The following is a 24,546-nucleotide window of genomic DNA, read 5'->3' as shown; positions in this document are numbered from 1 at the left end:
AATGCATGGAATCGCCATAATCGTTCCCATGGTGCATCAGCAAAGGTCACAGCCTCACCTGTCACCGTCCAGTGACACAGAAGACAGCGCGGGCATGTCGAGGCTGCTCGCCCCACGCCTCGCGTACTTCGCCGGGGTCGCCCGCACGGAGCACGTCACGCGCGCCGCGCAGGAGATGCGGGTCCCCCAGTCGACCCTGTCGCGGGCCATGGTCCGGCTCGAACAGGACCTGGGTGTCGATCTGTTCGCACGCCGGGGCCGCACGGTCTCCCTCACCCCCGCGGGCCGTACGTTCCTCTCCTCCGTCGAGCGGGCCCTCGCCGAGATCGAGCGCGCCGCGGAGGAGGTGCGCGCGGACGCCGACCCGGCCACCGGCAAGGTCGCCTTCGGCTTCCTGCACACCATGGGCTCGGAGACCGTCCCCGGCCTGATCCGCGCCTTCCGCGCCGACCACCCCCGGGTCCGCTTCAGCCTCGTCCAGAACTACGGCGAGGCGATGCTGGAGGGACTGCGCTCGGGCGAGCTGGACCTGTGCCTCACCTCGCCGGTGCCGGACGCGCCCGACCTGGTGGGCCGCCTCCTCGACGAGCAGAAGCTCCGGCTCGTCGTCCCGGCCGACCACCGCCTCGCCGCCCGCAAGCGCATCCGCCTCGCCGAGGCCGCCGACGAGACCTTCGTGACCCTCGAACCCGGCTACGGCATGCGCCGCATCACCGACGACCTCTGCCAGGAGGCCGGCTTCAAGCCCCGTATCGCCTTCGAGGGCGAGGAGGCCGAGACCCTACGGGGCCTGGTGGCCGCCGGCCTCGGAGTCGCCCTCCTGCCCCCACCGGCCGTGCCCCGCCCAGGGGTGGTCGAACTGACGGTCACGGCCCCGAGAGCGGTCCGCGAGATCGGAGTGGCATGGCTGGACGGCCACCCGGACACCCCACCGGTGGCCGCCTTCAAGAGGTTCCTACTGTCGCGAAGGGGCCATCTGCTACCCGACTAGGGGCACCAGGAGCGCCCCTTCAGGGGCGCGGGGAACTGCGCGACAAGCCCCCACGCACCCGCAGACACCAAACAACCTAACGACGCAACGCCCGCCCGAAGCCGGAGGCAAGCGGCATCCGCAACCCCAACGGCGGCGGCGCGGCCAACGCGTCCTCCAGAGGGCGCGACACCCCGTGTCCGAACAACGCCCCCATCACGAAGTCCTCCGCCAGCGCGTGCACTTCGGACCGGTACTGGTGCAACCCGTGCCCGTCGGAGTGGACCTCGAACCGGCAGATGTCCCGGTTGGACTTCTTCGCCCGCGCCGCGAGCCGGAAGGACAACTCCGGGTCGGTGCGCTCGTCGTTGGTGCCGTGCACGATCAGCACGCGCCGCCCGGCGAGCTGCTTCACCGGTTCGGGTGGCGCCGCCACGTCGTCCTCGGGCAGCCAGGGGGCGAGCGCCAGAACGGAGTTGACGGCCGTGTGCCCGGCCGCACGCAGCGCCGCCCGGCCTCCCATGCCCACACCGGCGAGGCACACCGGCACGTCCCCGTAGCGGCGTACGACCTCGTCGGCGGCCCAGGACGCGTCGTTCGCGAGATGCGCCTCGTTGCCGTTCCAGCCGCGGAAGCGGTAGTGCACGACATGGGCGGCCAGGCCTTCCGCGTGTCCCGCGCGCATGAGCCGACGGCCGAGCGCGCGTACGGAGGCGGTCGCCAACATCGGGGACGGTCTGCGCGCGGAGACCTCGTCGCCGCCCGGGAGCAGCAGAACCACTCCGCTGACGGCCGTCGGCTCCGGGCCGATCGTCCTCCCCAGCCGGGCCCTGCGAACCGGCGTCGCTTGCTGTGCCATGACAGAACAGTGTCAGAAGTGACGGTGTACGCCACCCGTCCGCCGGGTCACCGTTACGTATCGACGGACGGCACGACAGGAGATCTACGCGCGTAGGGGCTACAGTGCGAAAATGACGAGCCAGATCCAGAACACCCCGAGCTCGGAACAGATCCGCCGGGCGCCCAAGGTCCTGCTGCACGATCACCTCGACGGGGGCCTGCGCCCCGGGACGATCGTGGAACTCGCCCAGGAGACCGGCTATTCCGGGCTCCCCGAGACCGACCCCGACAAACTCGGCGTCTGGTTCCGCGAGGCCGCCGACTCCGGGTCCCTGGAGCGGTACCTGGAGACCTTCGCCCACACCTGTGCCGTCATGCAGACGCGCGAGGCGCTGGTGCGGGTCGCCGCCGAGTGCGCCGAGGATCTCGCCGAGGACGGGGTCGTCTACGCCGAGGTGCGGTACGCGCCCGAGCAGCACCTGGAGACCGGGCTCACCCTCGAAGAGGTCGTCGAGGCCGTCAACGAGGGCTTCCGGGAGGGGGAACGGCGTGCCCGGGACAACGGCCACCGCATCCGGGTCGGCGCCCTGCTCACCGCCATGCGGCACGCGGCCCGTGCCCTGGAGATCGCCGAACTGGCCAACCGCTACCGCGACCTGGGTGTGGTGGGCTTCGACATCGCGGGCGCCGAGGCGGGCTTCCCGCCCACCCGTCACCTCGACGCCTTCGAGTACCTCAAGCGCGAGAACAACCACTTCACCATCCATGCCGGCGAGGCCTTCGGGCTCCCCTCCATCTGGCAGGCGCTCCAGTGGTGCGGTGCGGACCGGCTCGGCCACGGTGTGCGGATCATCGACGACATCCAGGTCGCGGCGGACGGCTCGGTGAAGCTCGGACGGCTGGCCTCGTACGTCCGTGACAAGCGCGTCCCGCTGGAACTGTGCCCCAGCTCCAACCTCCAGACCGGCGCCGTCGACTCCTACGCGGAGCACCCGATCGGTCTGCTGCGGCGCCTGCACTTCCGGGCGACCGTGAACACGGACAATCGGCTCATGTCAGGGACGAGCATGTCACGCGAATTCGAGCACCTGGTCGAGGCGTTCGGTTATTCGCTCGATGATATGCAGTGGTTCTCTGTCAATGCTATGAAGTCAGCATTCATTCCTTTCGATGAACGACTGGCCATGATCAATGACGTGATCAAGCCTGGATATGCGGAACTCAAGTCCGAATGGCTGTTCCAGCAGACCGCCTCCACCAGCGGTTCCTTGAGGGAACAGGGCTGATCGAAGGAGCGAAAAGCAGCCGGGTCTTCACTTGTTCTCCATGATTCGGCTGCTTTCCGATGTTTGCGGAGGGTGGCTCTGCGTGTTTACGTTTTTGGACCGCTCACATCCCCGTCACACGGATCCAAGGACGCATTCAATATGAAGCAGTCTGCTGCCAAGACCCTCGGTGTCGCCGCTCTCGGTGCCGCATTCGCCGCCGTCGGCGCGGGCGCCGCGAACGCCGCCCCGGCCGTGCCGGACGCCTCCCAGGCGCTGGACACCGTTACCCAGACGCTGCCCGCGCAGAACGCCGCGGCGGCGCTCCCGGGTGCGGGAGAGGCGCTCGCCCACGGGCAGGGCGCGCTCGGCGCGGGGGTGGCCGCGGCCCAGCCCGCCGTCGCGAAGGTCCTCGCCGACGGGCCGGCGGCGCCGTTGGCCGGTCTGCTCGGGGGGCTGCCGCTGCAGGGCCTGCCGACGCACGGTCTGCCGGTGAACGGGCTGCCGCTCGGCTGACGCCTTCCGCTTGTTTCGGTCTTTCGCCTGTACGAACGCCGGTGGGGCGCACCCTGATTGGGTGCGCCCCACCGGCGTGTCATGCCGTGAGCCGGGCCGGGGGTCACCAGGCCGTGCGGGCCTTGTCCTCGGAGGGGAACAGGATCCACAGCGCTATGTAGAGCAGGAACTGCGGGCCCGGGAGCAGGCAGGAGAGAACGAAGATCACGCGCATCGTGGTCGCGGAGGTGCCGAAGCGCCGCGCCAGCGCTGCGCACACTCCGCCGATCATGCGGCCGTTGGTGGGGCGGGCAAGGGCGGTCATGATGGCTCCTTCGTGAACCGTGGCGGGATGCCGGGGTGTTGGGACATCGACGCCTTCTTCGGCGTCTTCTTCGATGTCTCCGGCTTCGATGTCTTCAACGCTACGGTGACGAAGGGGGCGAAGCGTCGCTCTATGGGGCGATGCCGACCCTGGGAATCGTCGGGGTCCGACCCTGAGCCGTGTCCTCCCGGGGGAGGGCCGCGCGCCGCCGGGTCTCGGCCCGGCGGCGGAGCCTGACCCTGGCGGCCGGCACGATCGCGAGATGGGCCAGGGCGACGCCGACCGTGTTGAGCAGCAGGGAGTCGACGTCCACGACCTGGCCGGGAACGCCGGTCTGCAGCAGTTCGATGCCCAGCGAGATCAGGGCGCCGGCGGCGACCGTGCGGACGAGGGAGCCGAGCGGGGACGCCGTCAGCTTGCCGCCGGCCATGGGGAGCAGGACGCCGAGTGGGGCGAGCAGGCCGAGGCCCTGGCCTATCCGGCGGGCGGCTTCCGCCGGGCCCAGCGCGAGATCGGCTCTGATGCCGGCGAAGGGGCGGAGGTTGGCGGGGCTCACCCAGGGGACGTCCAGGGGACGCAGGGTGATCCAGGCGACGAGCGCGAGATGTGCGACGAGGAGGAGAGCTCCTGTCGCACGGACGCGGGTCACGGCGCTGCCGCCGCCTTCGCCTTGACGTTGCACGCCTCCCAAGACGCGGGGGTCGGCAGGATCGGTTCCGGGTTGTTGGTGAGCTTGGGGCTGAGGGGTGAGGGATGCGCCACACGTACGGGGCGTAGCGGGCACGGTTCGGCGTCCGCGGGCCGGTGGGGGCGGGTCGCGCGGTTCCCCGCGCCCCTGAGGCCGGGGCTTCGCCCCGGATCCCCGGGCCGCGCGTATGAGTTCGTCTGCGGGCCGGTGGGGGCCGGTCGCGCAGTTCCCCGCGTCCCTGAAAGCCTGCACTCCGGCCGGCGTCTTCAGCCCGTCCGGCGTTTGAGGACGAGGCCGTTCAGGCCGATAGGGGGTCTGGGGGCGGAGCCTCCAGGGGATGGGAATGGGTAGGGGCGGCGGGGGCGAGGAAACAGTTGCCCGAAACGATTACGCGCCGGAGATCGGTGTGGACGGCGGGGACTTGGTGGTGGGGTTGGCGCGGACGTCGGTGGGGCACTCGTAGCTGCGCAACGGGGTGGCGTCGGGGCCGCCGAGGACGACCGAACCGTCGTCCCGCGCGGCGGCGGAGTCGGAGAAGGTGCAGATGATCTGGGCGAGTGCGGCGGAGGTCAGGTCCTGGGGAGGGGTACTGAGGCGGAGCGCGTCCTCGGGGTCCTTGGGCCGAGGCCCGCTCACCGTCATCCCGCCCCGCACGTCGGTCGTGTAGCCGGCCTGCTGCTCGGGCGTGGAGGGCGTCTCGGCGAGCTCGTCGAGGAGCCCCTGCGCCACCAGAACCCGCCGCGCCCCCTCCGCCGTACCGTCGGGAATCCGCACGGACCGGTCGACCGTCACCAGTTGCCCGGAGCAGATCAGGAAGACCTGGACCGGGATGCCGCGGGAGGACTGGGTGGTGATGTCCTGGCCGGACAGCGCGCACGGGACCCGGGACGGCGCCGGGCCGAAGTCCGTCGGGACCTGGGTGGAGCGGATACCGCAGCCCGCGAGCAGGACGGCGAGGAGGGGGAGCGAGAGGAGGGAGAGAGAGGCGAGAGGCGCCCGTCGGCGCCCGCCCCGGCCTCGTACCAAGGTCGTCATCCGGCGCTGCCCTCCGTACCGTTCCCGTTCCGTCCGCGCTCGCGCTCGTCGTCGGCGAGCAGCTCCGACGCGTCCTGGGGGAGGCGGAGCGTGAAGACGGCGCCCCCCTTGGGCGCGTTGGCCGCGATGATCTCGCCGCCGTGGATGTGCGCGTTCTCCAGGGCGATGGACAGGCCCAGACCGCTGCCCTCGGAACGGGGCCGGGAGGCGCTCGCCTTGTAGAAGCGGTCGAAGACGTGCGGGAGGACGTCCTCGGGGATGCCGGGCCCGTGGTCCTGGACCTCGATGAGAAGGTCGTCGGCCTCTACGCGGACCGAGACACGGACCGGGCTGCCGCCGTGCTTGAGCGCGTTGCCGATGAGGTTCGCGAGGATCACGTCCAGGCGGCGCGGGTCGAGGCGCGCCATGATGCCGCGCTCGGCGTCCAGGTCGACGGCGTCCAGCCAGGCGCGCGCGTCTATGCACGCGGTGATCTGGTCGGCGATGTCCACGTCGTCGAGGACCAGCCGGGCGGTGCCCGCGTCGAAGCGGGTGACCTCCATGAGGTTCTCGACGAGGTCGTTGAGGCGGCGGGTCTCGCTGACGACCAGCCGGACGGCCGGTTCGATCATCGGGTCGACGCTGCCGGTCTCCGCGTCGAGTTCCTCTTCCAGGATCTCCGTCACGGCGGTGATCGCGGTGAGCGGCGTACGGAGTTCGTGGGACATGTCCGCCACGAAGCGGCGGGACGCCTCCTCGCGGGCGCTCATGTCGTCCACGCGCTTCTCGAGGGACTCCGCAGTGTGGTTGAAGGTACGGGAGAGGTCCGCGAGTTCGTCCGTACCCGAGACGCGCAGCCGGGTGTCGAGCTTGCCCTCGCCCAGGCGGCGGGCCGCGATGCCGAGGCGGTGCACGGGCTTGAGGACCGTCGTCGCGGCGGCCTGGGCGAGCAGCGCCGAGCCGATCAGGGCCAGGCCGGTCGCGATGCCCAGTGACCAGGCCAGCGAGTTGAGGTCCTTGGCCTCGGGCTCCAGGGACTTGAGCATGTAGCCGGTCGTCGTCCCGCCGATCACCTTCGCGCCGCCCACCAGGTACGGCTTGTCGTGGTCGGTGATGCGCTGCCAGTACAGGTGATAGGCCGACTTGTTGTTCGAGGAGAGCGGCTGCTCCTTGTTCACGGCCTTCTGGAGGGACTTGGGTACGTCGTCCAGCGTGAAGGTGTCCAGCGCGGAGTTGCCGATGACCTTCTTGCCGTTGCCGTCCTGGGCGACGAGGAGCACGCTGAAGCGCTGGCTGCTGTTGGCCATCTGGCCCGCCGTGCGCTGCAGTTCGTCCTGCGCCGGGTGCACCGGCAGCATGCTCGCGTGGTTGCGCATCTCCTGCTGGAAGTCGCGCAGCACCGCGTCCTGCGTACGCGTCAGCACGGCCTCGCGGTTGAGCCAGTACGCGATGCCCGACGCCGACACGGCGGCCGTGAGCGCGACGAGTCCGAACACCACGACCAGCCGCAGCCTCAGGCTCGTGAAGCGCAACCCCGCCAGGATCGCCCGGCGCGCCGCGGCCCAGCCGCGGAGCTCGTCGTGCGGTGGGGTCACTGAGGAGTGTCCAGTCGGTAGCCGACTCCGCGGACCGTACGGATCAGGGTGGGCGAGGACGGAACGTCCTCGATCTTCGCGCGCAGCCGCTGGACACACGCGTCCACCAGCCGCGAGTCGCCCAGGTAGTCGTGCTCCCACACCAGTCGCAGCAACTGCTGGCGGGACAGCGCCTGTCCGGGCCGGCGGCTCAGCTCCAGGAGCAGCCGCAGCTCGGTGGGTGTCAGCTGCAGATCCTCGCCGTTCTTGGTGACCGTCATGGCCGCACGGTCGATGACGAGGGAACCGAACGTCGCCGAGTCGTTGGCCTCGCGCTCCCCGCGCCGCAGCACGGCCCTGATACGGGCGTCGAGCACCCGCCCCTGCACGGGCTTGACGACATAGTCGTCGGCGCCGGACTCGAGTCCGACCACGACGTCGATGTCGTCGCTGCGCGCGGTCAGCAGAATGATCGGCAGCTGGTCCGTGCGCCGGATGCGCCGGCACACCTCGAACCCGTCGATGCCGGGCAGCATCACGTCCAGCACGATCAGATCCGGCCGCTGCTCACGCAACAGCTTCAGACCGTCCTCGCCGGTGGCAGCGGTGGCCACCCGGTGTCCCTGGCGCGTCAAAGAGAGCTCCAGGGCCGTCCGGATGGCGTCGTCGTCCTCGATCAGCAACAGGGAAGGCACGAACGTCATTCTGGCCCATGGCGAGGGACTCTTTCGACAGTTGGAGCGCTCCCATCCATCTCCCGCACAGAAGGGGGCGCCCGAAGGGCATCCGCGCAGCCGTACCGCCCTCCTCTGTGACCGCGCTGTGATCGTGCCGTGACGCGCCTGGGGAGGGGCCCTGTGACAGGTCTGTGACAGTCGGCGGACACGGCCATGAAGTGGCCCGGGCAAGCTTTTCGACACAAGCAAGAGAGCACGACGGCAAGACAGCGACACAGCACGACGGAACGAACCGAAGAACCGGAACTCCACGACGGGGGGCGCGAGATGAACACGCTGCACAGCACCAGCACTAGCGCAGTTGTCACGCGGCTCCACGACGTCAGGGGTTCGGAGAAGTCCGGTGCCGTGAGCGGGCGGGGGTGCGCTCGCGGCACCGGGCGTCAGCACACCACGTACATGACGGTGGTTGACGCCTTCACGGGGGAGAGCGGCGGTAGCGGGGGAGCTCACGGGGGAGCCGCGTACAGGGAGGCCACGGGGGAACGTCGCTCGGTGTCGGAGGCGGAGTTCACCGCCTACGTCCAGGAGCGCCGCGCCTCCCTGTACGCAACCGCCTACCACCTGACCGGGGACCGCTTCGAGGCAGAGGACCTGCTGCAGAGCGCGCTGTTCTCGACGTACCGGGCCTGGGACCGGATCAGTGACAAGGCCGCGGTCGGGGGCTACCTCCGCCGCACCATGACCAATCTGCACATCAGCGCGTGGCGCCGCCGCAAGCTGAACGAGTACCCGACCGAGGAACTGCCGGAGACCGCCGGTGACACGGACGCGATGCGCGGCACCGAGCTGCGCGCCGTGCTGTGGCAGGCGCTGGCCCGGCTGCCCGAACTCCAGCGCACCATGCTGGTCCTTCGTTACTACGAGGGCCGCACGGACCCGGAGATCGCGGAGATCCTCGACATCAGTGTCGGCACGGTGAAGTCGAGCATCTGGCGGTCGCTGCGCCGGATGCGTGAGGACGAGGTCCTCAGCTTCGGCCGTGACGAGGAGGAGTCCTTCGGGGAGCTCGTCGCCTGAAGGTCTGTGGGGGGAGCGGGCAACCGGTAGTACCGGTTGGTACGGGGGAGCAGTACCGGGGGGAAAACCAACGGGGTCGGGGGACCCCTGAGGAGCACGGGGGAAACGAGAAAAGGTCCGGGCGGACGGGGGGTCCGCCTGGGCCTCTTTTCGTGTGGTGGCCCCTTTGGGCGAGTGGCCTCTTCGCGTGTCTCGGCGCAGGGCCCCTGACTACGCCGGTGTCGTGCAGCGTCCGTCGGCCGCCGCGGCCAGTCGGCCCAGGGCCTCGGCCTTGTCGCAGGGGTGGGCGCCCAGCGCGCTCTGCCGGGCCACGATCGAACGTTCGGCGCGCATCAGGCGCCAGCCGCGGCGCAGCAGGAACGGGACCGACTTGCGGCCCTCCCGCAGATCCCGCAGGAAACGGCGGCGGAACGTGGTCAGCGGGCCGCGCGACAGACACAGCGCGTCGGCCAGCATCCCCAGCTCCCGGCAGCGCTCGACGATCTCGGCGGCGAAGATGCCCTCCGCGATGAACAGCGGCGTCCGCTCGATGTGCAGCGCCTCCGCGCCGGTACGGGCGCTCAGCGCGATGTCGTAGACGGGAACGGTCGTACGTCCCGTACGGCACAGCTCCTCGATCGCCGCGACCGCGATGTCCGCGTCCCACGACTGCGGATGGTCCCAGTCGATGTCGGAACTGCCCTCGACCTGGGGGAGCGTCGGGTCGGTGCCCTCTTTGTAGAAGTCGTCGAGGCGGAGCACGGGAAGTCCGGAGTCGGCCGCGAGAAGGGACTTTCCAGAGCCGGAGGGGCCGCAGAGCAGCACCACACGGGTGGGTATCGGAGGATGGGAACCCAATTCTCTGTACCTTCTGTGACTCGGCCGGGCCACGCCGCGCTTCGGCAGGCCTCCGGAACATTATCCCGAAGGATTATCGGGGTTACGTCCGTATGTCTGTTGACCCTCACAGGGGAATCCGCCGCCATCGCCGCCCGGAACGGCATCCGGGTCAACTACTCTGCGTGCGAATCCCGTTGCTCTCCGCTCGCATTCGTTACGTTCACCGAAGAGGACATCCGATGGCGCGACACGCACACCAGCAGACCCCCCTGGCCCGCACCACCACGCGCATCGCCGTCGCGCTCGGGGTGGTCGCCGCCGGTGCGGCCGCCGCCGCGAGTCCGGCCGTCGCGGACACGGCCCCCGCCGTGGATCTGATGCGCACCCAGCCCACCTCGCTGGGCAACGTCGACCCGCAGGCGGGTCTGGGGGCTCTGACCGGCACGGTGGGATATGTCACCGGTCCGATCGCGGGCCTCAAGCCCAACCCGCTCGCCGGCACGGGGGTCGACCCGCTCGACAACGGGGTGGGTACCCAGCTCGCCGACTTCAAGCCGCTGTCCTCGCAGGCCCTGACGGGGCCGCTGGCGCAGGCGCGGTCGGTGGGGAGCGTGCCGGTGGTGGGGCAGGCGTTGGGGTCGCTGGGGGGTGCGTGAGTTGCCCCGTGTCCCACGACGGGGCACGGGGCAACACTCAGTAGGACGAGCCGGAGGCGCCGAGGGCGCCCGTCGGGTGCCAGACCGTCTTCGTCTCCAGGAAGGCCGTCAGGCGCTCGATGCCGGGCGTCCGCGAATAATCCACAGCCTGTGGACGGACGACCCGCTTCAGGTTGTCGGCCGCGGCGATCTCCAGCTCCTTCGCCAGTACGTCGTCCGCGCCCGCGAGGTCGATCGCGTTGACGTCCTGGTGCGCGGCGAGGGGCGCCGCGATCTCCGCCGTCTTTCCGGAGAGGACATTGACGACACCGCCCGGCAGGTCGGAGGTCGCCAGCACCTCGCCCAGCGACAGCGCCGGGAGCGGGGACTTCTCGCTCGCGATCACGATCACCGTGTTGCCGGTCGCGATCACCGGGGCGATCACCGAGACCAGGCCCAGGAAGGACGACTCCTGGGGCGCGAGGACGGTGACGACGCCCGTCGGCTCCGGGGTGGACAGGTTGAAGAACGGTCCCGCGACCGGGTTGCCGCCGCCCACCACCTGGGCGATCTTGTCGGTCCAGCCCGCGTACCAGACCCAGCGGTCGATCGCCGCGTCGACGACCGCGGCAGCCTTGGACTTCGACAGGCCCTCCGCGTCCGCGACCTCACGGACGAACTGGTCCTTGCGGCCCTCCAGCATCTCGGCGACGCGGTAGAGGATCTGACCGCGGTTGTACGCCGTCGCGCCGGACCAGCCGCCGAACGCCTTACGGGCGGCGACCACCGCGTCACGGGCGTCCTTGCGGGAGGAGAGGGGCGCGTTGGCCAGCCACTTGCCCTTGGAGTCGGTCACCTCGTACACCCGGCCGCTCTCGGAACGCGGGAACTTCCCGCCCACGTACAGCTTGTAGGTCTTGAAGACGCTCAGTCGCTGCTGCTCGGTCTTGTCGGTCTTCTCAGACATCGAGGTACGCCTCCAGGCCGTGGCGACCGCCCTCGCGGCCGAAGCCCGACTCCTTGTAACCGCCGAACGGCGAGGTCGGGTCGAACTTGTTGAACGTGTTGGACCAGATGACGCCCGCGCGCAACTTGCTCGCGACGGCGAGGATCCGGGAGCCCTTCTCGGTCCAGATGCCGGCGGAGAGGCCGTACTGGGAGTTGTTGGCCTTGGCGACGGCCTCGTCGGGGGTCCGGAAGGTGAGGACGGACAGGACCGGGCCGAAGATCTCGTCGCGCGCGATGGTGTGCGCCTGGGTGACGTTCGTGAAGAGCGTCGGGGCGAACCAGTAGCCGGAGGAGGGGAGTTCACAGGCCGGGGACCATCGCTCGGCGCCTTCGGCCTCGCCCTGCTCGACGAGCGAGGTGATACGGGACAGCTGCTCGGCGGAGTTGATCGCGCCGATGTCCGTGTTCTTGTCCAGGGGGTCGCCGAGGCGGAGGGTGGACAGGCGGCGCTTGAGCGAGTCCAGCAGCTCGTCGTGGATCGACTCCTGGACGAGGAGACGGGAGCCCGCGCAGCAGACCTGGCCCTGGTTGAAGAAGATGCCGGTGACGACGCCCTCGACGGCCTGGTCGATGGGGGCGTCGTCGAAGACGATGTTCGCGCCCTTGCCGCCGAGTTCGAGGGTGACCTTCTTGTCCGTGCCCGCGACCTGGCGGGCGATCGCCTTGCCGACGGCGGTGGAGCCGGTGAAGGCCACCTTGTTCACGTCGGGGTGCTCGACGAGCGCGGCGCCCGCGTCGCCGTATCCCGGAAGGATGTTGACGACGCCCTTGGGCAGGCCCGCCTGGCGGCAGATGTCCGCGAAGAACAGGGCGGACAGGGGGGTCGTCTCGGCGGGCTTGAGGACGACGGTGTTGCCGGTCGCCAGCGCCGGGGCGATCTTCCACGCCAGCATCAGGAGGGGGAAGTTCCAGGGGATGACCTGGCCCGCGACGCCCAGGGGGCGGGGGTTCGCGCCGAAGCCGGCGTGGTCGAGCTTGTCGGCCCAGCCCGCGTAGTAGAAGAAGTGCGCGGCGACCAGGGGGAGGTCGGCGTCGCGGGTCTCCTTGATCGGCTTGCCGTTGTCCAGGGTTTCCAGGACGGCGAGCTCGCGGGAGCGCTCCTGGATGATCCGGGCGATGCGGAAGAGGTACTTGGCGCGCTCGGAGCCTGGCAGGGCCGACCACTTCTCGAAGGCCCTGCGGGCGGCCTTCACGGCGCGGTCCACGTCCTCCGCGCCCGCCTGGGCGACCTCGGACAGGACCTCTTCGGTGGAGGGGGAGACGGTCTTGAAGACCTTGCCGTCCGCCGCCTCGGTGAACTCGCCGTCGATGAACAGGCCGTAGGAGGGCGCGATGTCGACGACGGAGCGGGACTCGGGCGCCGGTGCGTACTCGAAAGCGGATGCGGATGCGGATGCCATGGTGATCAGTCCACCGTCACGTAGTCGGGGCCGGAGTAGCGGCCGGTGGCCAGCTTCTGACGCTGCATCAGCAGGTCGTTCAGGAGCGAGGACGCGCCGAAGCGGAACCAGTGGTTGTCCAGCCAGTCCGCGCCCGCGGTCTCGTTCACCAGGACCAGGAACTTGATGGCGTCCTTGGTGGTGCGGATGCCGCCGGCGGGCTTCACGCCGACCTGGACGCCGGTCTGGGCGCGGAAGTCGCGGACCGCCTCCAGCATGAGGAGCGTGTTCGCCGGGGTCGCGTTGACGGCGACCTTGCCGGTCGAGGTCTTGATGAAGTCCGCGCCCGCCAGCATGCCGAGCCAGCTCGCGCGGCGGATGTTGTCGTACGTCGAGAGCTCGCCGGTCTCGAAGATGACCTTCAGGCGGGCGCTGGTCCCGCAGGCCTCCTTCACGGCGGTGATCTCGTCGTACACCTTCAGGTACTTGCCCGCGAGGAACGCCCCGCGGTCGATGACCATGTCGATCTCGTCGGCGCCGGCGGCGACCGCGTCGCGTACGTCGGCGAGCTTCACGTCGAGGGCCGCGCGGCCGGCCGGGAAGGCGGTGGCGACCGAGGCGACCTTCACGCCGGAGCCGGCGACGGCGTCCTTGGCGGTGGCCACCATGTCGGGGTACACGCAGACGGCCGCGGTGCTGGGCGTCGTACGGTCCGTGGGGTCGGGGTGGACCGCCTTGGCGCCGAGCGCCCGGACCTTGCCCGGGGTGTCCGCGCCTTCCAGCGTCGTCAGGTCGACCATCGAGATGGCGAGGTCGATGGCGTACGCCTTCGCGGTCGTCTTGATGGAACGGGTGCCGAGCGAGGCGGCGCGCGCCTCCAGGCCGACCGTGTCGACGCCGGGGAGCCCGTGGAGGAAGCGGCGCAGCGTGCTGTCCGACGCGGTTACGTCGCCGAGTGCGGGTGCAGTGGTGGGCATGGTCACGAGCTGAGCATATCTACGCGCGTAGCGGCTGTACAGCCCCGGGGGTGGGTGTGGGGGAGTGCACGCCCGGGCGTTTCCCGCCGCCCCTACCCTCCCCAAGCTCTCGGCTCCGCTCGAGCGGGGGGACTCCATAATCCCAGGGGCTCCGCCCCTTCGACCCCACCGGGGGTCCCCCTGCACCCCCGGCGGGGCTCCGCCCCTGCACCCCACCGGGGCTGCCGCCCGCGGCCCCGGTGGGGCTGCGCCCCGGTCATCCCACGGGGGCTGCCGCCCCGGACCCCCTCGGGGTCATGCCCCCGGCCCCCCCCTCGGGGCTCAGCCCCTGCACCCCGTCAGGGGCTCCGCCCCTGGATCTCCGCATCGCCCGGAGGGCTTGCCCTCGAACGCCGGGGGCACCGAGGCTTTTAGGGGCGCGGGGAACTGCGCGACCGGCCCCCACTCGCCCGCGGCCGGGCGACCAGGAGTGGCCGGGGATTCGGGGCGAAGCCCCGCCCGGGCGCGGGGACCGTGCGATCCGTTCTCATCGACCCCGGGGGGCAAGGCACTCGGCCCGGATGGGGATTCGGGGCGCAGCCCCGTCCCCAGGGGCGCGGGGAACTGCGCGATCAGCCCGCGTCCACCCGCAGACGAACGAATCCCCGCCCGTCCGTGGCGACGCCGCGGCGTGGGGCGGGGGTGAAGGAAGTGTTCAGGGGGCGTCGGGCAGAATCGGAGGCATGACGACCCCGGATGACCAGCCACCCCTGCCGGACGCCTCGCGACCCGAGTCGCAGGACCGGATCTACCGGTCGCACGCCGGTATCGCGGGCGGCGTACTGCTGCTCGCCATCACGGGCTGGCTCGGCATCGACGCGCTGGTCTCCGGTCACGGCCGCACCCCCTGGCTGGCACTCGCCGCACTGATCCTCCTGGTTCCGCTGGTGGCCGCCTTCACCCTGCGCCCCGCCGTCTACGCCAACGAGGACCGGCTGCGCGTGCGTAACCCGTTCCGTGTCGTCGTGCTGCCCTGGAGCAAGGTCGCCTCACTGCGCTCCGGGTACTCCAACGAGGTGGTCGACGCCGAGGGCACCAAGTTCCAGCTCTGGGCGATCCCCGTCTCCCTGCGCGCCCGCAAGGCCGCGGCCCGACGGCAGGCGCGCAGCGCCGCCGCCGACAGCAGCGGCCGCACCTCCTCGGTGGCGAGCGGGCCCACCCGTTCGCACTCCGACCAGGTCATGGACGACCTGCGCGAACTCGCCGAGGCCCGGGCGGCCTCGGAGGGCGCGCAGGGCGAGGTGAGCGTGCGGTGGGCGTACGAGGTCATGGGTCCCGCGCTCGCGGGGGCCGTGGTCCTGGTGATCCTGCTGGCGGTGGGGTAGCCACCCCGGCTGCCGCACGCGGGCCCCGTATCCGCTCTCGGTGTCCGCTCCCGGCTCGTCCCGGCCCGTCACGGCGCGCTCGGCCACACCAACGCCATGTACGCGCTCCAGTACGCCGAACTCAGCAGCGCCGCGGTCACGGCGAGGGCCCGGAAGCGGGGTGAGGCGCGGGACAGATGGAGGGCCAGCGGGAGCAGGAGCGGGAAGCCGGGCAGGAGGAAGCGGGCACGGGGGAAGTAGACGCCGCCGCTGCCCAGCACGATCAGCAGCAGGACGCCGGTGAAGACCAGCAGAGGGAGCGGCTGCCGGTCCCAGGCGCACAGGGCGTAGAGGACCACGGACACGATCAGCGTGAGCGTCACCATCACCAGGAACAGCTCCGGCCTGGAGTCCTGCGAGAGGACCTCCCGCACACGGCGCAGGGTCTCCGCGCCGCCGTCCCAGTCGTTGTGCCACAGCCGCTGCACGGCGAAGTAGCCGTCCCATCGGCCCAGGCGCACGCCCACCCAGCCGACGTAGGCGAACCAGCCCGCCGGGGCGAGGGCCGCGGCCGCGAGGACGCGGGGCGAGAAGCGGTGCCGCAGGGAGAGCAGGGCCGTGACGGTGACCGCGGCCGCCGCCGCGATGCCCGTCGGGCGGGTCAGGCCCGACAACGACGCCAGGGTGCCCGCCCAGAGCCAGCGGCCGGTGAGCACCGCGTACAGCGACCAGGCGGCGAACGCCGTGAAGAGGGACTCCGTGTAACCCATCCACTGGACCAGGCCGACCGGAAGAGCCGCCCACAGGAACGTCAGCAGCAGGGCCACGCGCCGGCCGTGGAGATGGTGGCCGACGGCGAAGACCCCCCACGCGGCGAGGAAGGAGGCGACGATCGAGATCGCCAGGCCCGTCGTGGCGCGCGTACCCGGGGTCAGGACCGCGGCCGCCTTGACCAGCAACGGGTACAGCGGGAAGAACGCGAGGTTGTTCGCGTCGTACCGGGTGCCCAGGTGGTGGGTGTAGCCGTGCTGGGCGATGCCCAGGTACCAGTCCGCGTCCCACTGCGTGGCCAGGACGGGCCACACGCCATGGTGTTGATGGTGCGCCCACTGGGTGAGGAGCAGCAGACTCACGAGGCGTACGGCCCCGTAGGCGAGCAGGGCGGGGGCCGCCCGGCGCAGCTGGGTGCGGAGGGAGCACAGGATGCCTGTGCTCCTACTCGTCCCCGTGCCCGTACTCGCGTTCGTGTTCGCGTTCGTGGGGAATTCGCCGGGAGCGTTCCGGGGTGGGGACGATGTCGGCCGGGAAGCGGTCGAGGACACGCGGCAGCTCCTGGTGCTCGGCGGTGCGCTACCGCCAACCGTTCCTCGGTCGGATGGTGGCGCACCGGAGCGCTGCGTCAACTGCCGGGCGGAAATCACCCGTACGTGGCTGGGTCCTGGGCTCGGGCCCTCGCGGAGGCGCGGGATCCGAGATGCGGGATCCGAGGCGTGGGATCAGATGCCGGCCGCCGCCGACAGGTCCCGCTTGATCCCCGCGAGCAGCTCGGCGGCCTTCGCGTGGGCCGTGGGCAGCTCGGCGTGCGAGCCGACCGGGACCACGACCTCCAGGTAGCACTTCAGCTTCGGCTCGGTGCCGCTGGGGCGGACGATGGCGCGGGCGCCGTCCAGCGTGTAGCGCAGCCCGTCGGTCGGCGGCAGCGTGTCCGTGCCCTTCGTCAGGTCCTCGGACCTGGTGATGGACAGGCCCGCCAGCTCCGTCGGGGGCTGCTCGCGCAGCCGGCCCATCGCGTTCGCGATGACCGACAGGTCCTCCACCCGGACCGAGAGCTGGTCGGTGGCGTGCAGACCGTGCGCCACGGCGATGTCGTCGAGGAGATCGAGGAGGGTGCGGCCCGCGTCCTTCAGCTCGGAGGCGAGTTCCGTGATGAGCAGGGCCGCGGTGATGCCGTCCTTGTCGCGTACGCCGTCCGGGTCGACGCAGTATCCGAGCGCTTCCTCGTAGCCGTAGCGCAGGCCCTCCACCCGGGCGATCCACTTGAAGCCGGTGAGGGTCTCCTCGTAGGGGAGGCCCGCCTTCTCGGCGATCCGGCCGAGGAGGGAGGAGGAGACGATCGACTCCGCGAAGGTGCCGCGCGCGCCGCGGTTCACCAGGTGCTGGGCGAGCAGCGCGCCGACCTCGTCGCCGCGCAGCATGCGCCAGTCGGCACCGTCCCTGACGGCCACCGCGCAACGGTCGGCGTCCGGGTCGTTGGCGATGATCAGATCGGGGTCGCTCTCGCGGGCCTTCGCGAAGGCCAGGTCCATCGCGCCGGGCTCTTCCGGGTTGGGGAAGGCGACGGTGGGAAAGTCGGGGTCCGGTTCCGCCTGCTCGGCGACGAGCACGGGCTCCGGGAAACCGGCCCGGGCGAAGGCGGCGAGCAGGACGTCCTTGCCGACACCGTGCATCGCCGTGTAGACGGTGCGGGCGGTGCGGGGGGAGTCCTGGGCGAGGACGGCGTCCGTACGGGCCAGGTAGGCGTTCAGGACGCCCTCGTCGAGGGTCTCCCAGCCGGAGTCCGGGCGGGGGACGTCGGCGAGGCTGCCGACGGCGGCGATCTCGGCGGCGATCTCGGCGTCCGCCGGGGGGACGATCTGCGAACCGTCGCCCAGGTAGACCTTGTAGCCGTTGTCGCGGGGCGGGTTGTGGCTGGCGGTGACCTCCACGCCGGCCGCGGCGCCGAGATGCCGTATGGCGTACGCCAGGACGGGCGTGGGCAGGGGGCGGGGGAGGACGGCGGCGCGCAGGCCCGCGCCCGTCATCACCGCGGCGGTGTCGCGGGCGAAGTCGGCGGACTTGTGGCGGGCGTCGTAGCCGATGACGACGAGGCCGTCCGTCTCGCCCTGCTTCCTGAGGTACGCGGCCAGGCCGGCGGCGGCACGGATGACCACCGCGCGGTTCATGCGCATCGGGCCCGCGCCGAGTTCGCCCCGGAGGCCGGCGGTGCCGAACTGGAGGGTGCCGCTGAAGCGTGCGGTGAGCTCGGGGACGTCCTTGGCGGCGATGAGCTCGGCGAGTTCCTCGCGGGTCTCCGGGTCGGGGTCCTCGGCGAGCCACGCCTCGGCCCGTGCGATGAGTTCGTCCTGCACGTCGGGTGAACCTCTCTGTTTGTGCTGCCCTTGCTTGTGCACCCGGCCAGGGGGTGGGTGTGTCGGCTGCGGGCCGGTGGGGGCTGGTCGCGCAGTTCCCCGCGCCCCTGAAGGGGCGCTGCGCGCACCCTCCAGCCCGTCCGGCGTTTGAGGACGAGGCCGTTCAGGCCGATGGGGGTCTGGGGGCGGAGCCCCCAGGGATGGGACGGGTAGGGGCGGCGGGGGCGATGAAGCCCTACAGGCGGTCCAGGACCTGGGTGAGGAGGGCGCCCATGCGGGTCGCGGAGTCGCGGCCCGCCTGGAGGACCTCCTCGTGGTTGAGAGGCTCGCCCGTCATACCGGCGGCGAGGTTGGTGACGAGGGAGATACCCAGAACCTCCGCACCGGCCTCACGCGCGGCGATCGCTTCGAGAACCGTCGACATGCCGACGAGGTCCGCGCCGAGGACACGGGCCATCCGGATCTCAGCCGGCGTCTCGTAGTGCGGCCCGGTGAACTGCGCGTAGACGCCCTCCTCCAGGGTGGGGTCGACCTCCTTGCAGAGGGCGCGCAGCCGCGGCGAGTACAGGTCGGTGAGGTCGACGAAGTTCGCCCCGACGATCGGGGACGTCGCCGTCAGGTTGATGTGGTCGCTGATCAGCACCGGCTGGCCGGGGCGCATGTCGGCGCGCAGACCACCGCAGCCGTTGGTGAGCACGATGGTCTTGCAGCCCGCGGCGACGGCGGTACGCACGCCGTGCGCGACGGCGGCGACCCCGCGGCCCTCGTAGTAGTGGGTGCGGCCGAGGAAGACCAGGGCCCGCTTGTCACCGACCTTGTACGAGCGGATCTTGCCGCCGTGCCCCTCGACCGCCGGCGGGGGGAACCCGGGCAACTCGGTGACCTGGAACTCGGCCTCGGGGGTGCCGAGGGCGTCCACGGCCGGAGCCCAGCCGGAGCCCATCACGAGCGCGACGTCGTGGGTCTCGGCGCCCGTGAGCTCCCGCAGGCGGGTGGCGGCGGCGTCGGCGGCGGCGTGGGGGTCGCCCTGGATGTCGTCCGGAAGAAGAGATGCGTTCACGCGCATGAGGGTAGCTGGTCCAGGCCTACGCGCGTAGATGACAGAGGTCACGGTCTTGCGATCGTTGTCTTGTCGTTTCCAACGAAGGGGTGGGAACGGGGTGGACCGGCGTTCCCCACCAGGGGTGCCCTCGGCAGGGCCGCCCGGAGCGCGGAAGGGCCCCTCAGCAGGGACGCTTGCGCAGTTCCATCACATAGTCGTGGGGCGCGCCCGCCGACTCCGCCGCGTCGGCGATCTCACCGAGGTAGCGCGCGGAGGGGAGTCCGCCCTCGTACCCGTTCAGTACGTACACCCACGCGGGTTCCTCGCCCTCCAGCGTGTGCACCCGTACGCGCATCCGGCGATATATGTCGAGGCCCACGCCCTCCCAGCGGTCCATGGAGTCCTCGTCCAGGGGGGCGATGTCGTACAGCGCCACGAAGACCTGCGAGCGGGGGGCCTCGACGAGGGTCACCAGCGCGCCTTCCCAGCCCATGTGCTCGCCCCCGAACGTCAGCCGCCAGCCGTTCAGCCAGCCCGTGGCGCGCAGCGGCGAGTGCGGGGCGCGGCGCGTCATGAGCCGCGGGTCGAGATTGCCGGCGTACGCGGCGTAGAGCGACATGAGGTCGAGGGTACGGCAGGGAACACAGGAGCCTCTTGCGTAACAGAACGCATAAGCGCATAACGGAGGAGCACATAACGGAAGGGGCTCGGATAGGGGCGGGCGCGGCCCCCGGGCGGAAGCATCTTGAAGCGTGCGGGACAATGGAGTACGTGACTCGGATCGTGATCATCGGTGGCGGACCCGGCGGATATGAGGCGGCGCTGGTTGCCGCCCAGCTCGGCGCGGAGGTGACCGTCGTCGACTGCGACGGTCTGGGCGGGGCGTCGGTGCTCACCGACTGCGTGCCGTCGAAGACCCTTATCGCGACGGCCGAGGTGATGACCACCTTCGACTCGTCGTACGAGGAGCTGGGGATCATCGTCGCCGACGACACCCCTCCCGCGGAGCAGGCGGCCCGGGTCGTCGGCGTCGACCTCGGGAAGGTCAACCGGCGTGTGAAGCGGCTCGCGCTCGCGCAGTCGCACGACATCACGGCCTCCGTGACGCGGGCCGGCGCGCGGGTGCTGCGCGGGCGTGGGCGACTGGAGGGCATGCAGTCCCTGGACGGCTCGCGCAAGGTCGTCGTACGGGCCGCGGACGGGACCGAGGAGACGCTCGTCGCCGACGCGGTGCTGATCGCCACCGGCGGGCATCCGCGTGAGCTGCCCGACGCACAGCCGGACGGCGAGCGGATTCTGAACTGGACGCAGGTCTACGACCTCGACGAGCTCCCGGAGGAGCTCATCGTCGTCGGTTCCGGCGTCACCGGTGCCGAGTTCGCCGGTGCCTACCAGGCGCTCGGGTCGCGCGTCACGCTCGTCTCCAGCCGTGACCGCGTGCTGCCGGGCGAGGACCCGGACGCCGCCGCCGTGCTGGAGGACGTGTTCCGGCGCCGTGGCATGAACGTCATGGCCCGCTCCCGCGCCGAGTCCGCCAAGCGGGTCGGCGACCGGGTCGAGGTCACGCTCTCCGACGGCCGGGTCATCAGTGGCTCGCACTGTCTGATGGCCGTCGGCGCCATCCCGAACAGCAGCGGAATGGGTCTGGAGGAGGCCGGGGTCAGGGTCAGGGACTCCGGGCACATCTGGACCGACAAGGTCTCCAGGACCACCGCCCCGGGCGTGTACGCCGCCGGTGACGTGACGGGCGTCTTCGCCCTCGCCTCCGTCGCGGCGATGCAGGGACGTATCGCCATGTACCACTTCCTGGGCGACGCGGTCGCTCCGCTGAACCTGAAGACCGTCTCGTCCAACGTCTTCACCGACCCCGAGATCGCCACCGTCGGCTACTCGCAGGCCGACGTGGACGCGGGCAAGATCGACGCCCGGGTCGTCAAGCTGCCCCTGCTGCGCAACCCGCGCGCCAAGATGCAGGGCATCCGGGACGGCTTCGTCAAGATCTTCTGCCGCCCCGGCACCGGGATCATCGTCGGTGGCGTGGTCGTCGCGCCGCGCGCCTCGGAACTGATCCATCCCATCTCGATCGCGGTCGACAACAATCTGACGGTCGAACAGATCGCGAACGCGTTCACCGTCTATCCCTCCCTTTCGGGCTCGATCGCCGAGGTCGCACGGCAGTTGCACACCCGCAAGGCGGGCGACGAAGTCTGACGCCCCACCCCGACTTCCCGCTGGTCACGGGGAGTTGTCGACCATTCGTACGGCATAGGCGGAGCGAGTAGGCGCGTATACCACTTCGCGTACTGCCATGCGAACAACTTCTGTTATTCGGCGCAAACTGCTGAAAGCAGACGGTCGTTGGGGTTACTGTCAGTTTCGTGTTCGCTGCAGAACGTCGCCAATTGATCCTCGAAATGGTGCGAGCGAACGGGGCCGTGTCGCTCCGTGAGCTCGCCCGCGTCGTCCAGACCTCCGAAGTGACCGTACGGCGGGACGTGCGCGCACTGGAGGCAGAAGGACTCCTCGACCGCCGGCATGGCGGTGCGGTATTGCCGGGCGGGTTCACGCGGGAGTCCGGCTTTCCGCAGAAATCGCATCTCGCGACCGCCGAGAAGACGGCCATCGCCGATCTCGCCGCGGGTCTCGTCGAAGAGGGCGAGGCCATCGTGGTGGGCGCGGGCACCACTACGCAGGAGCTGGCGCGCCGGCTCGCGCGGGTGCCCGGGCTGACCGTCGTCACCAACTCTCTGTTGGTGGCGCAGGCGCTGGCCCATGCCAACCGCGTCGAGGTCGTGATGACCGGCGGTACCCTGCGCGGTTCCAACTACGCCCTGGTCGGCAGCGGCGCCGAGCAGTCCCTCCAAGGGCTGCGGGTCTCGCGGGCCTTCCTCTCCGGCAGTGGGCTCACCGCCGAGCGCGGGCTGTCCACCTCCAACATGCTGTCGGCGTCCGTCGATCGCGCGTTGGTGCAGGCCGCCGCGGAGGTCGTCGTCCTCGCCGACCACACCAAGCTCGGCACCGACACCATGTTCCAGACGGTGCCGACCGATCTGATCACCCGCCTGGTCACGGACGAGCCGCCGGCGCACGACGACCGAGCGGTCACCGAACTGCAGGCCCTGGCGGACCAGGGCGTACAGATCGCGGTGGCCGGGCAGTCGGGCGCCGGCACGGGAGGGGATACGGTCCCGGCGGGGCGCCAGCCGCGCCGGGACATGCCCCTCCCCGGTCCGCGCCGCGGCCAGGTGCCGGGTGCGGGACCGCAGTTGCGCAGCGCTACCGTCCTGGGCGAGCAGTCCCCGGGAGAGCGGGCGCGAGTGGCGGATTTGCGCCGCCGCTGACCGACTCGACCGGCGTGCACCCCCATGGGCCGTATGGCGTACGCCGGGCACCCTCCACTCGGCCGTCCCCCGGCCGCGCTACGGGGAAGCGGCCCAGCTCACGGCGTACGGGTGCGGTTTGTCCGCATGCGTCCCGGCTTGCGACGGCTCCTCGTCCACCCGCAACCTGTCCCTGACACGGCGACGGGAGGCGGTGACGCACAGGTGAACGACGGATCGCGCCGTTCGCACCGGCGACGGATGCGGTACGTCGTCCTGGGGAGCCGGCCCGCCCGCGGGTCCGCCCGCGGGGTGAAGGCGGTGGCACGGGCCCGTACGGCGGGGACGGCGATCCGGCGTGCCGCGGAGCGCGACGACGTGCCGGTGAACCAGGGGCTTCGGGTGGCCGCGGCGTACGGATGGCGGCTGCTGGTGCTCGGGGTGGCCGTGTACGCGGCCTTCAAGGTCCTGGGCCGGTTGCAACTGGTCGCCGTGGCGCTGTTCCTCGCGCTGGTGGTGACCTCGGTGCTGCGTCCCCTGGCCGATCTGCTGGCGCGGCGCATGCCCCGGTCCCTGGCCGTCGTGGTGAGCGTGGTGGGCAGTCTGGTGCTGATGCTCGGGCTGCTGGCGCTGGTCGGCAGCCTGGTCGCGGGCGAGTCGGACCAGTTGGGGCAGCAGTTCGCCGGGGGCATCGGGCGGATTCAGCGGTGGCTGGAGGGCCCTCCCTTCCGCGTCCGCCACACCGTGCTGTCGAACCTTCAGGGCAAGGTGACGACGTACGTCAAGGAGCACCGCTCCACACTGATCAGCAGCGCGCTCAGCGGTGCCGGGCGGGCGGTGGAGGTGCTGACCGGGGCGGTCCTCGCGCTGTTCTGCTCGCTGTTCTTCATCCACTCCGGGGACAGGTTCTGGCACTGGTTCCAGGGCCTGCTCCCCGAGAGCGCCCGGGATCCCTGGGGCCGCGCGGGACGGGTCGCGTGGCGGACGTTCGCCGGGTACACCCGCGGCATCATCATCGTGGCCGCCACCAACGCCGTACTGGTCGGGATCGCCCTGTTCGCGCTGCGCGTGCCGTTGGCCCTGCCGTTGACGTTGCTGGAGTTCTTCGCCGCGTTCATCCCGCTGGTGGGCTCCCCCATCGCGCTGGCCGTGGCCACGGTCGTCGCGCTGGCCTCACGGGGGCCGGTCATCGCGCTCGTGGTGCTCGCCATGATCGTGGTCGTCGGCCAGATCGAGGGCCATGTCCTGCACCCCCTCGTGCTGAGCTGGGCGGTCCGGCTGCACCCGGTGGTCGTGGCCCTGTCCGTCATCTCGGGCGGGATCCTCGCCGGAGTGATCGGCGCGGTCGTCGCCGTCCCGATGGTGTCGGTCGCCTGGTCCGTAATCAGCGAGATCCGAACCCGCCCCGCCCCGGATCATCCCGGCCGCTCACCTGGCTGAGGCGACGAATTCTCCGGCGTGGAGCCGGGGCGGGGGCGGGGGGAGAGAGACGGTCTGTGGGTCGCGACCGGGTGAGGTGGTCTGTAGGTCGCGGCTGGGGAGGCGGCCTGCGGCCGGGAGGATGGTCTGCGGCCTGCCGCCGGGAGAGGCGTTCTGTGGGTCGCCGCGGGGAGGACGGTCTGCGGGCCGTCGCGATCAGCGAGGTGCGGGTCCGGCGCGGGCCGGACCGTCCCGGTCGCCCGCCGGCTGAGGTGACGATTTCCCCGGCCCGCGGCGGGGCGAGACGGTCTGCGGCCTGCGGCTGGGTGAGGCGGTCTGCGGGTCGCGGCTGGGGGAGGCGGTCTGCGGCGTGCCGCCGGGAGGACGGTCTGCGGGCCGTCGCGATCAGCGAGGTGCGGGTCCGGCCCGAGCCGGGCCTTCCCGGCCGCTCGCCCGGCTGAGGCGACGATTTCCCCGGTCCCCGGTCCCCGGTCCCCGGTCCCCGGTCCCCGGTCCCCGGTCCCCGGTCCCCGGTCCCCGGTCCCCGG

Annotated in this window: 23 protein-coding genes; 9 read left to right on the top strand and 14 right to left on the bottom strand. The window is 71.2% G+C overall.

Annotated elements, in window-relative coordinates:
* Positions 1 to 28: 28 nt before the first annotated feature.
* Positions 29 to 991 (top strand): LysR family transcriptional regulator, encoded by a 963-nt coding sequence (locus tag KVT44_RS37855; protein ID WP_190170082.1) that lies wholly within the window; start codon positions 29 to 31, stop codon positions 989 to 991.
* 76 nt (positions 992 to 1,067) lie between these two features.
* Here the strand turns inward: KVT44_RS37855 and KVT44_RS37850 are convergent, their stop codons facing one another.
* Positions 1,068 to 1,829 (bottom strand): alpha/beta hydrolase, encoded by a 762-nt coding sequence (locus tag KVT44_RS37850; RefSeq protein WP_217572065.1) that lies wholly within the window; start codon positions 1,827 to 1,829, stop codon positions 1,068 to 1,070.
* A gap of 112 nt (positions 1,830 to 1,941) precedes the next feature.
* Between KVT44_RS37850 and KVT44_RS37845 the strand changes: the two genes are divergently transcribed.
* Both KVT44_RS37845 and KVT44_RS37840 read left to right on the top strand, forming a co-directional pair.
* Entirely contained in the window at positions 1,942 to 3,096 is a 1,155-nt protein-coding gene (locus KVT44_RS37845; RefSeq protein ID WP_217572063.1) for an adenosine deaminase, read from the top strand.
* Positions 3,097 to 3,237: 141 nt separating this feature from the next.
* Positions 3,238 to 3,591 (top strand): hypothetical protein, encoded by a 354-nt coding sequence (locus KVT44_RS37840; RefSeq protein ID WP_054233644.1) that lies wholly within the window; start codon positions 3,238 to 3,240, stop codon positions 3,589 to 3,591.
* Between the two features lie 103 nt (positions 3,592 to 3,694).
* Here the strand turns inward: KVT44_RS37840 and KVT44_RS37835 are convergent, their stop codons facing one another.
* From KVT44_RS37835 to afsQ1, 5 genes are all read right to left on the bottom strand, one after another.
* Positions 3,695 to 3,895, bottom strand: coding sequence for a PspC domain-containing protein (locus tag KVT44_RS37835; RefSeq protein WP_054233643.1), 201 nt, complete (start codon positions 3,893 to 3,895; stop codon positions 3,695 to 3,697).
* Between the two features lie 130 nt (positions 3,896 to 4,025).
* The gene (locus KVT44_RS37830; RefSeq protein WP_075028324.1) at positions 4,026 to 4,577 is read right to left on the bottom strand and encodes a VanZ family protein; all 552 of its coding nucleotides are present in this window, start codon (positions 4,575 to 4,577) and stop codon (positions 4,026 to 4,028) included.
* A 393-nt stretch (positions 4,578 to 4,970) separates the two neighbouring features.
* The gene (locus KVT44_RS37825; protein ID WP_217572061.1) at positions 4,971 to 5,618 is read right to left on the bottom strand and encodes a hypothetical protein; all 648 of its coding nucleotides are present in this window, start codon (positions 5,616 to 5,618) and stop codon (positions 4,971 to 4,973) included.
* A complete protein-coding gene (locus KVT44_RS37820; RefSeq protein WP_217572059.1) occupies positions 5,615 to 7,192 on the bottom strand; it encodes a HAMP domain-containing sensor histidine kinase in 1,578 nt (525 codons plus the stop codon). Before KVT44_RS37820 ends, KVT44_RS37825 begins: the two co-directional genes overlap by 4 nt.
* Positions 7,189 to 7,866: a two-component system response regulator AfsQ1 gene (gene afsQ1, locus KVT44_RS37815; RefSeq protein ID WP_054233761.1), complete on the bottom strand. Its 678-nt coding sequence runs from the start codon at positions 7,864 to 7,866 to the stop codon at positions 7,189 to 7,191. The genes KVT44_RS37820 and afsQ1 overlap by 4 nt, the downstream gene beginning before the upstream one ends.
* Positions 7,867 to 8,175: 309 nt before the next feature.
* Between afsQ1 and KVT44_RS37810 the strand changes: the two genes are divergently transcribed.
* Positions 8,176 to 8,928: a SigE family RNA polymerase sigma factor gene (locus KVT44_RS37810; RefSeq protein WP_217572057.1), complete on the top strand. Its 753-nt coding sequence runs from the start codon at positions 8,176 to 8,178 to the stop codon at positions 8,926 to 8,928.
* 210 nt (positions 8,929 to 9,138) lie between these two features.
* On the opposite strand, the gene KVT44_RS37805 is transcribed toward KVT44_RS37810, so the two are convergent.
* Entirely contained in the window at positions 9,139 to 9,765 is a 627-nt protein-coding gene (locus KVT44_RS37805) for a uridine kinase (protein WP_217572055.1), read from the bottom strand.
* Between the two features lie 221 nt (positions 9,766 to 9,986).
* Between KVT44_RS37805 and KVT44_RS37800 the strand changes: the two genes are divergently transcribed.
* The gene (locus tag KVT44_RS37800; RefSeq protein ID WP_217572053.1) at positions 9,987 to 10,403 is read left to right on the top strand and encodes a hypothetical protein; all 417 of its coding nucleotides are present in this window, start codon (positions 9,987 to 9,989) and stop codon (positions 10,401 to 10,403) included.
* Between the two features lie 37 nt (positions 10,404 to 10,440).
* Here the strand turns inward: KVT44_RS37800 and KVT44_RS37795 are convergent, their stop codons facing one another.
* Genes KVT44_RS37795 through deoC form a run of 3 tightly spaced genes read right to left on the bottom strand, consistent with a single transcriptional unit; the run spans position 10,441 to position 13,746 of the window.
* Entirely contained in the window at positions 10,441 to 11,349 is a 909-nt protein-coding gene (locus tag KVT44_RS37795) for an aldehyde dehydrogenase family protein (protein WP_097285999.1), read from the bottom strand.
* Positions 11,342 to 12,790 carry an aldehyde dehydrogenase family protein gene (locus tag KVT44_RS37790; protein WP_099920961.1) on the bottom strand — a complete coding sequence of 483 codons (1,449 nt, stop codon included), beginning with the start codon at positions 12,788 to 12,790 and terminating at the stop codon, positions 11,342 to 11,344. The genes KVT44_RS37795 and KVT44_RS37790 overlap by 8 nt, the downstream gene beginning before the upstream one ends.
* Before the next feature lie 5 nt (positions 12,791 to 12,795).
* Entirely contained in the window at positions 12,796 to 13,746 is a 951-nt protein-coding gene (deoC, locus tag KVT44_RS37785; protein WP_099925423.1) for a deoxyribose-phosphate aldolase, read from the bottom strand.
* Between the two features lie 722 nt (positions 13,747 to 14,468).
* Between deoC and KVT44_RS37780 the strand changes: the two genes are divergently transcribed.
* A complete protein-coding gene (locus KVT44_RS37780) occupies positions 14,469 to 15,110 on the top strand; it encodes a PH domain-containing protein (RefSeq protein WP_099920960.1) in 642 nt (213 codons plus the stop codon).
* A gap of 68 nt (positions 15,111 to 15,178) precedes the next feature.
* On the opposite strand, the gene KVT44_RS37775 is transcribed toward KVT44_RS37780, so the two are convergent.
* From KVT44_RS37775 to KVT44_RS37760, 4 genes are all read right to left on the bottom strand, one after another.
* The gene (locus KVT44_RS37775) at positions 15,179 to 16,294 is read right to left on the bottom strand and encodes a mannosyltransferase family protein (RefSeq protein WP_217572183.1); all 1,116 of its coding nucleotides are present in this window, start codon (positions 16,292 to 16,294) and stop codon (positions 15,179 to 15,181) included.
* A 291-nt stretch (positions 16,295 to 16,585) separates the two neighbouring features.
* Positions 16,586 to 18,217: a phospho-sugar mutase gene (locus tag KVT44_RS37770; protein ID WP_217572051.1), complete on the bottom strand. Its 1,632-nt coding sequence runs from the start codon at positions 18,215 to 18,217 to the stop codon at positions 16,586 to 16,588.
* A 235-nt stretch (positions 18,218 to 18,452) separates the two neighbouring features.
* Positions 18,453 to 19,277: a purine-nucleoside phosphorylase gene (locus KVT44_RS37765; protein ID WP_060896436.1), complete on the bottom strand. Its 825-nt coding sequence runs from the start codon at positions 19,275 to 19,277 to the stop codon at positions 18,453 to 18,455.
* A gap of 163 nt (positions 19,278 to 19,440) precedes the next feature.
* On the bottom strand, positions 19,441 to 19,878 hold the full coding sequence (locus tag KVT44_RS37760) for a gamma-glutamylcyclotransferase (protein WP_054233631.1): 438 nt from the start codon (positions 19,876 to 19,878) through the stop codon (positions 19,441 to 19,443).
* Between the two features lie 143 nt (positions 19,879 to 20,021).
* Here KVT44_RS37760 and KVT44_RS37755 point away from each other — a divergent pair, with 143 nt between their 5' ends.
* The 3 genes from KVT44_RS37755 (at position 20,022) to KVT44_RS37745 (ending at position 24,019) form a co-directional block, all read left to right on the top strand.
* Positions 20,022 to 21,470 carry an NAD(P)H-quinone dehydrogenase gene (locus KVT44_RS37755; protein ID WP_190170091.1) on the top strand — a complete coding sequence of 483 codons (1,449 nt, stop codon included), beginning with the start codon at positions 20,022 to 20,024 and terminating at the stop codon, positions 21,468 to 21,470.
* Between the two features lie 167 nt (positions 21,471 to 21,637).
* Positions 21,638 to 22,600, top strand: coding sequence for a DeoR/GlpR family DNA-binding transcription regulator (locus KVT44_RS37750; protein WP_217572049.1), 963 nt, complete (start codon positions 21,638 to 21,640; stop codon positions 22,598 to 22,600).
* A 240-nt stretch (positions 22,601 to 22,840) separates the two neighbouring features.
* Positions 22,841 to 24,019, top strand: a complete 1,179-nt coding sequence (locus tag KVT44_RS37745; protein ID WP_217572177.1) for an AI-2E family transporter — start codon at positions 22,841 to 22,843, stop codon at positions 24,017 to 24,019.
* The last annotated feature ends 527 nt before the right edge of the window (positions 24,020 to 24,546 follow it).

This window comes from Streptomyces sp. GbtcB7, assembly GCF_019091445.1.
GTDB classification, from domain to species: domain Bacteria; phylum Actinomycetota; class Actinomycetes; order Streptomycetales; family Streptomycetaceae; genus Streptomyces; species Streptomyces mirabilis.
The sequence above is the reverse complement of the archived record's forward strand: the minus strand, read 5'-3'. Positions and strand labels throughout refer to the sequence as shown.

Bases quoted from the DNA above. Each gene is read 5' to 3' on its own strand.
- KVT44_RS37760 (WP_054233631.1), bottom strand. From the start codon at position 19,878: ATGTCGCTCTACGCCGCGTACGCCGGCAATCTCGACCCGCGGCTCATG.
- KVT44_RS37850 (WP_217572065.1), bottom strand. From the start codon at position 1,829: ATGGCACAGCAAGCGACGCCGGTTCGCAGGGCCCGGCTGGGGAGGACG.
- KVT44_RS37800 (WP_217572053.1), top strand. From the start codon at position 9,987: ATGGCGCGACACGCACACCAGCAGACCCCCCTGGCCCGCACCACCACG.
- KVT44_RS37835 (WP_054233643.1), bottom strand. From the start codon at position 3,895: ATGACCGCCCTTGCCCGCCCCACCAACGGCCGCATGATCGGCGGAGTG.
- KVT44_RS37840 (WP_054233644.1), top strand. From the start codon at position 3,238: ATGAAGCAGTCTGCTGCCAAGACCCTCGGTGTCGCCGCTCTCGGTGCC.
- KVT44_RS37810 (WP_217572057.1), top strand. From the start codon at position 8,176: ATGAACACGCTGCACAGCACCAGCACTAGCGCAGTTGTCACGCGGCTC.
- KVT44_RS37745 (WP_217572177.1), top strand. From the start codon at position 22,841: ATGCGGTACGTCGTCCTGGGGAGCCGGCCCGCCCGCGGGTCCGCCCGC.
- KVT44_RS37780 (WP_099920960.1), top strand. From the start codon at position 14,469: ATGACGACCCCGGATGACCAGCCACCCCTGCCGGACGCCTCGCGACCC.
- KVT44_RS37795 (WP_097285999.1), bottom strand. From the start codon at position 11,349: ATGTCTGAGAAGACCGACAAGACCGAGCAGCAGCGACTGAGCGTCTTC.
- KVT44_RS37855 (WP_190170082.1), top strand. From the start codon at position 29: ATGGTGCATCAGCAAAGGTCACAGCCTCACCTGTCACCGTCCAGTGAC.
- deoC (WP_099925423.1), bottom strand. From the start codon at position 13,746: ATGCCCACCACTGCACCCGCACTCGGCGACGTAACCGCGTCGGACAGC.
- KVT44_RS37790 (WP_099920961.1), bottom strand. From the start codon at position 12,790: ATGGCATCCGCATCCGCATCCGCTTTCGAGTACGCACCGGCGCCCGAG.
- KVT44_RS37825 (WP_217572061.1), bottom strand. From the start codon at position 5,618: ATGACGACCTTGGTACGAGGCCGGGGCGGGCGCCGACGGGCGCCTCTC.
- KVT44_RS37755 (WP_190170091.1), top strand. From the start codon at position 20,022: ATGGAGTACGTGACTCGGATCGTGATCATCGGTGGCGGACCCGGCGGA.
- KVT44_RS37845 (WP_217572063.1), top strand. From the start codon at position 1,942: ATGACGAGCCAGATCCAGAACACCCCGAGCTCGGAACAGATCCGCCGG.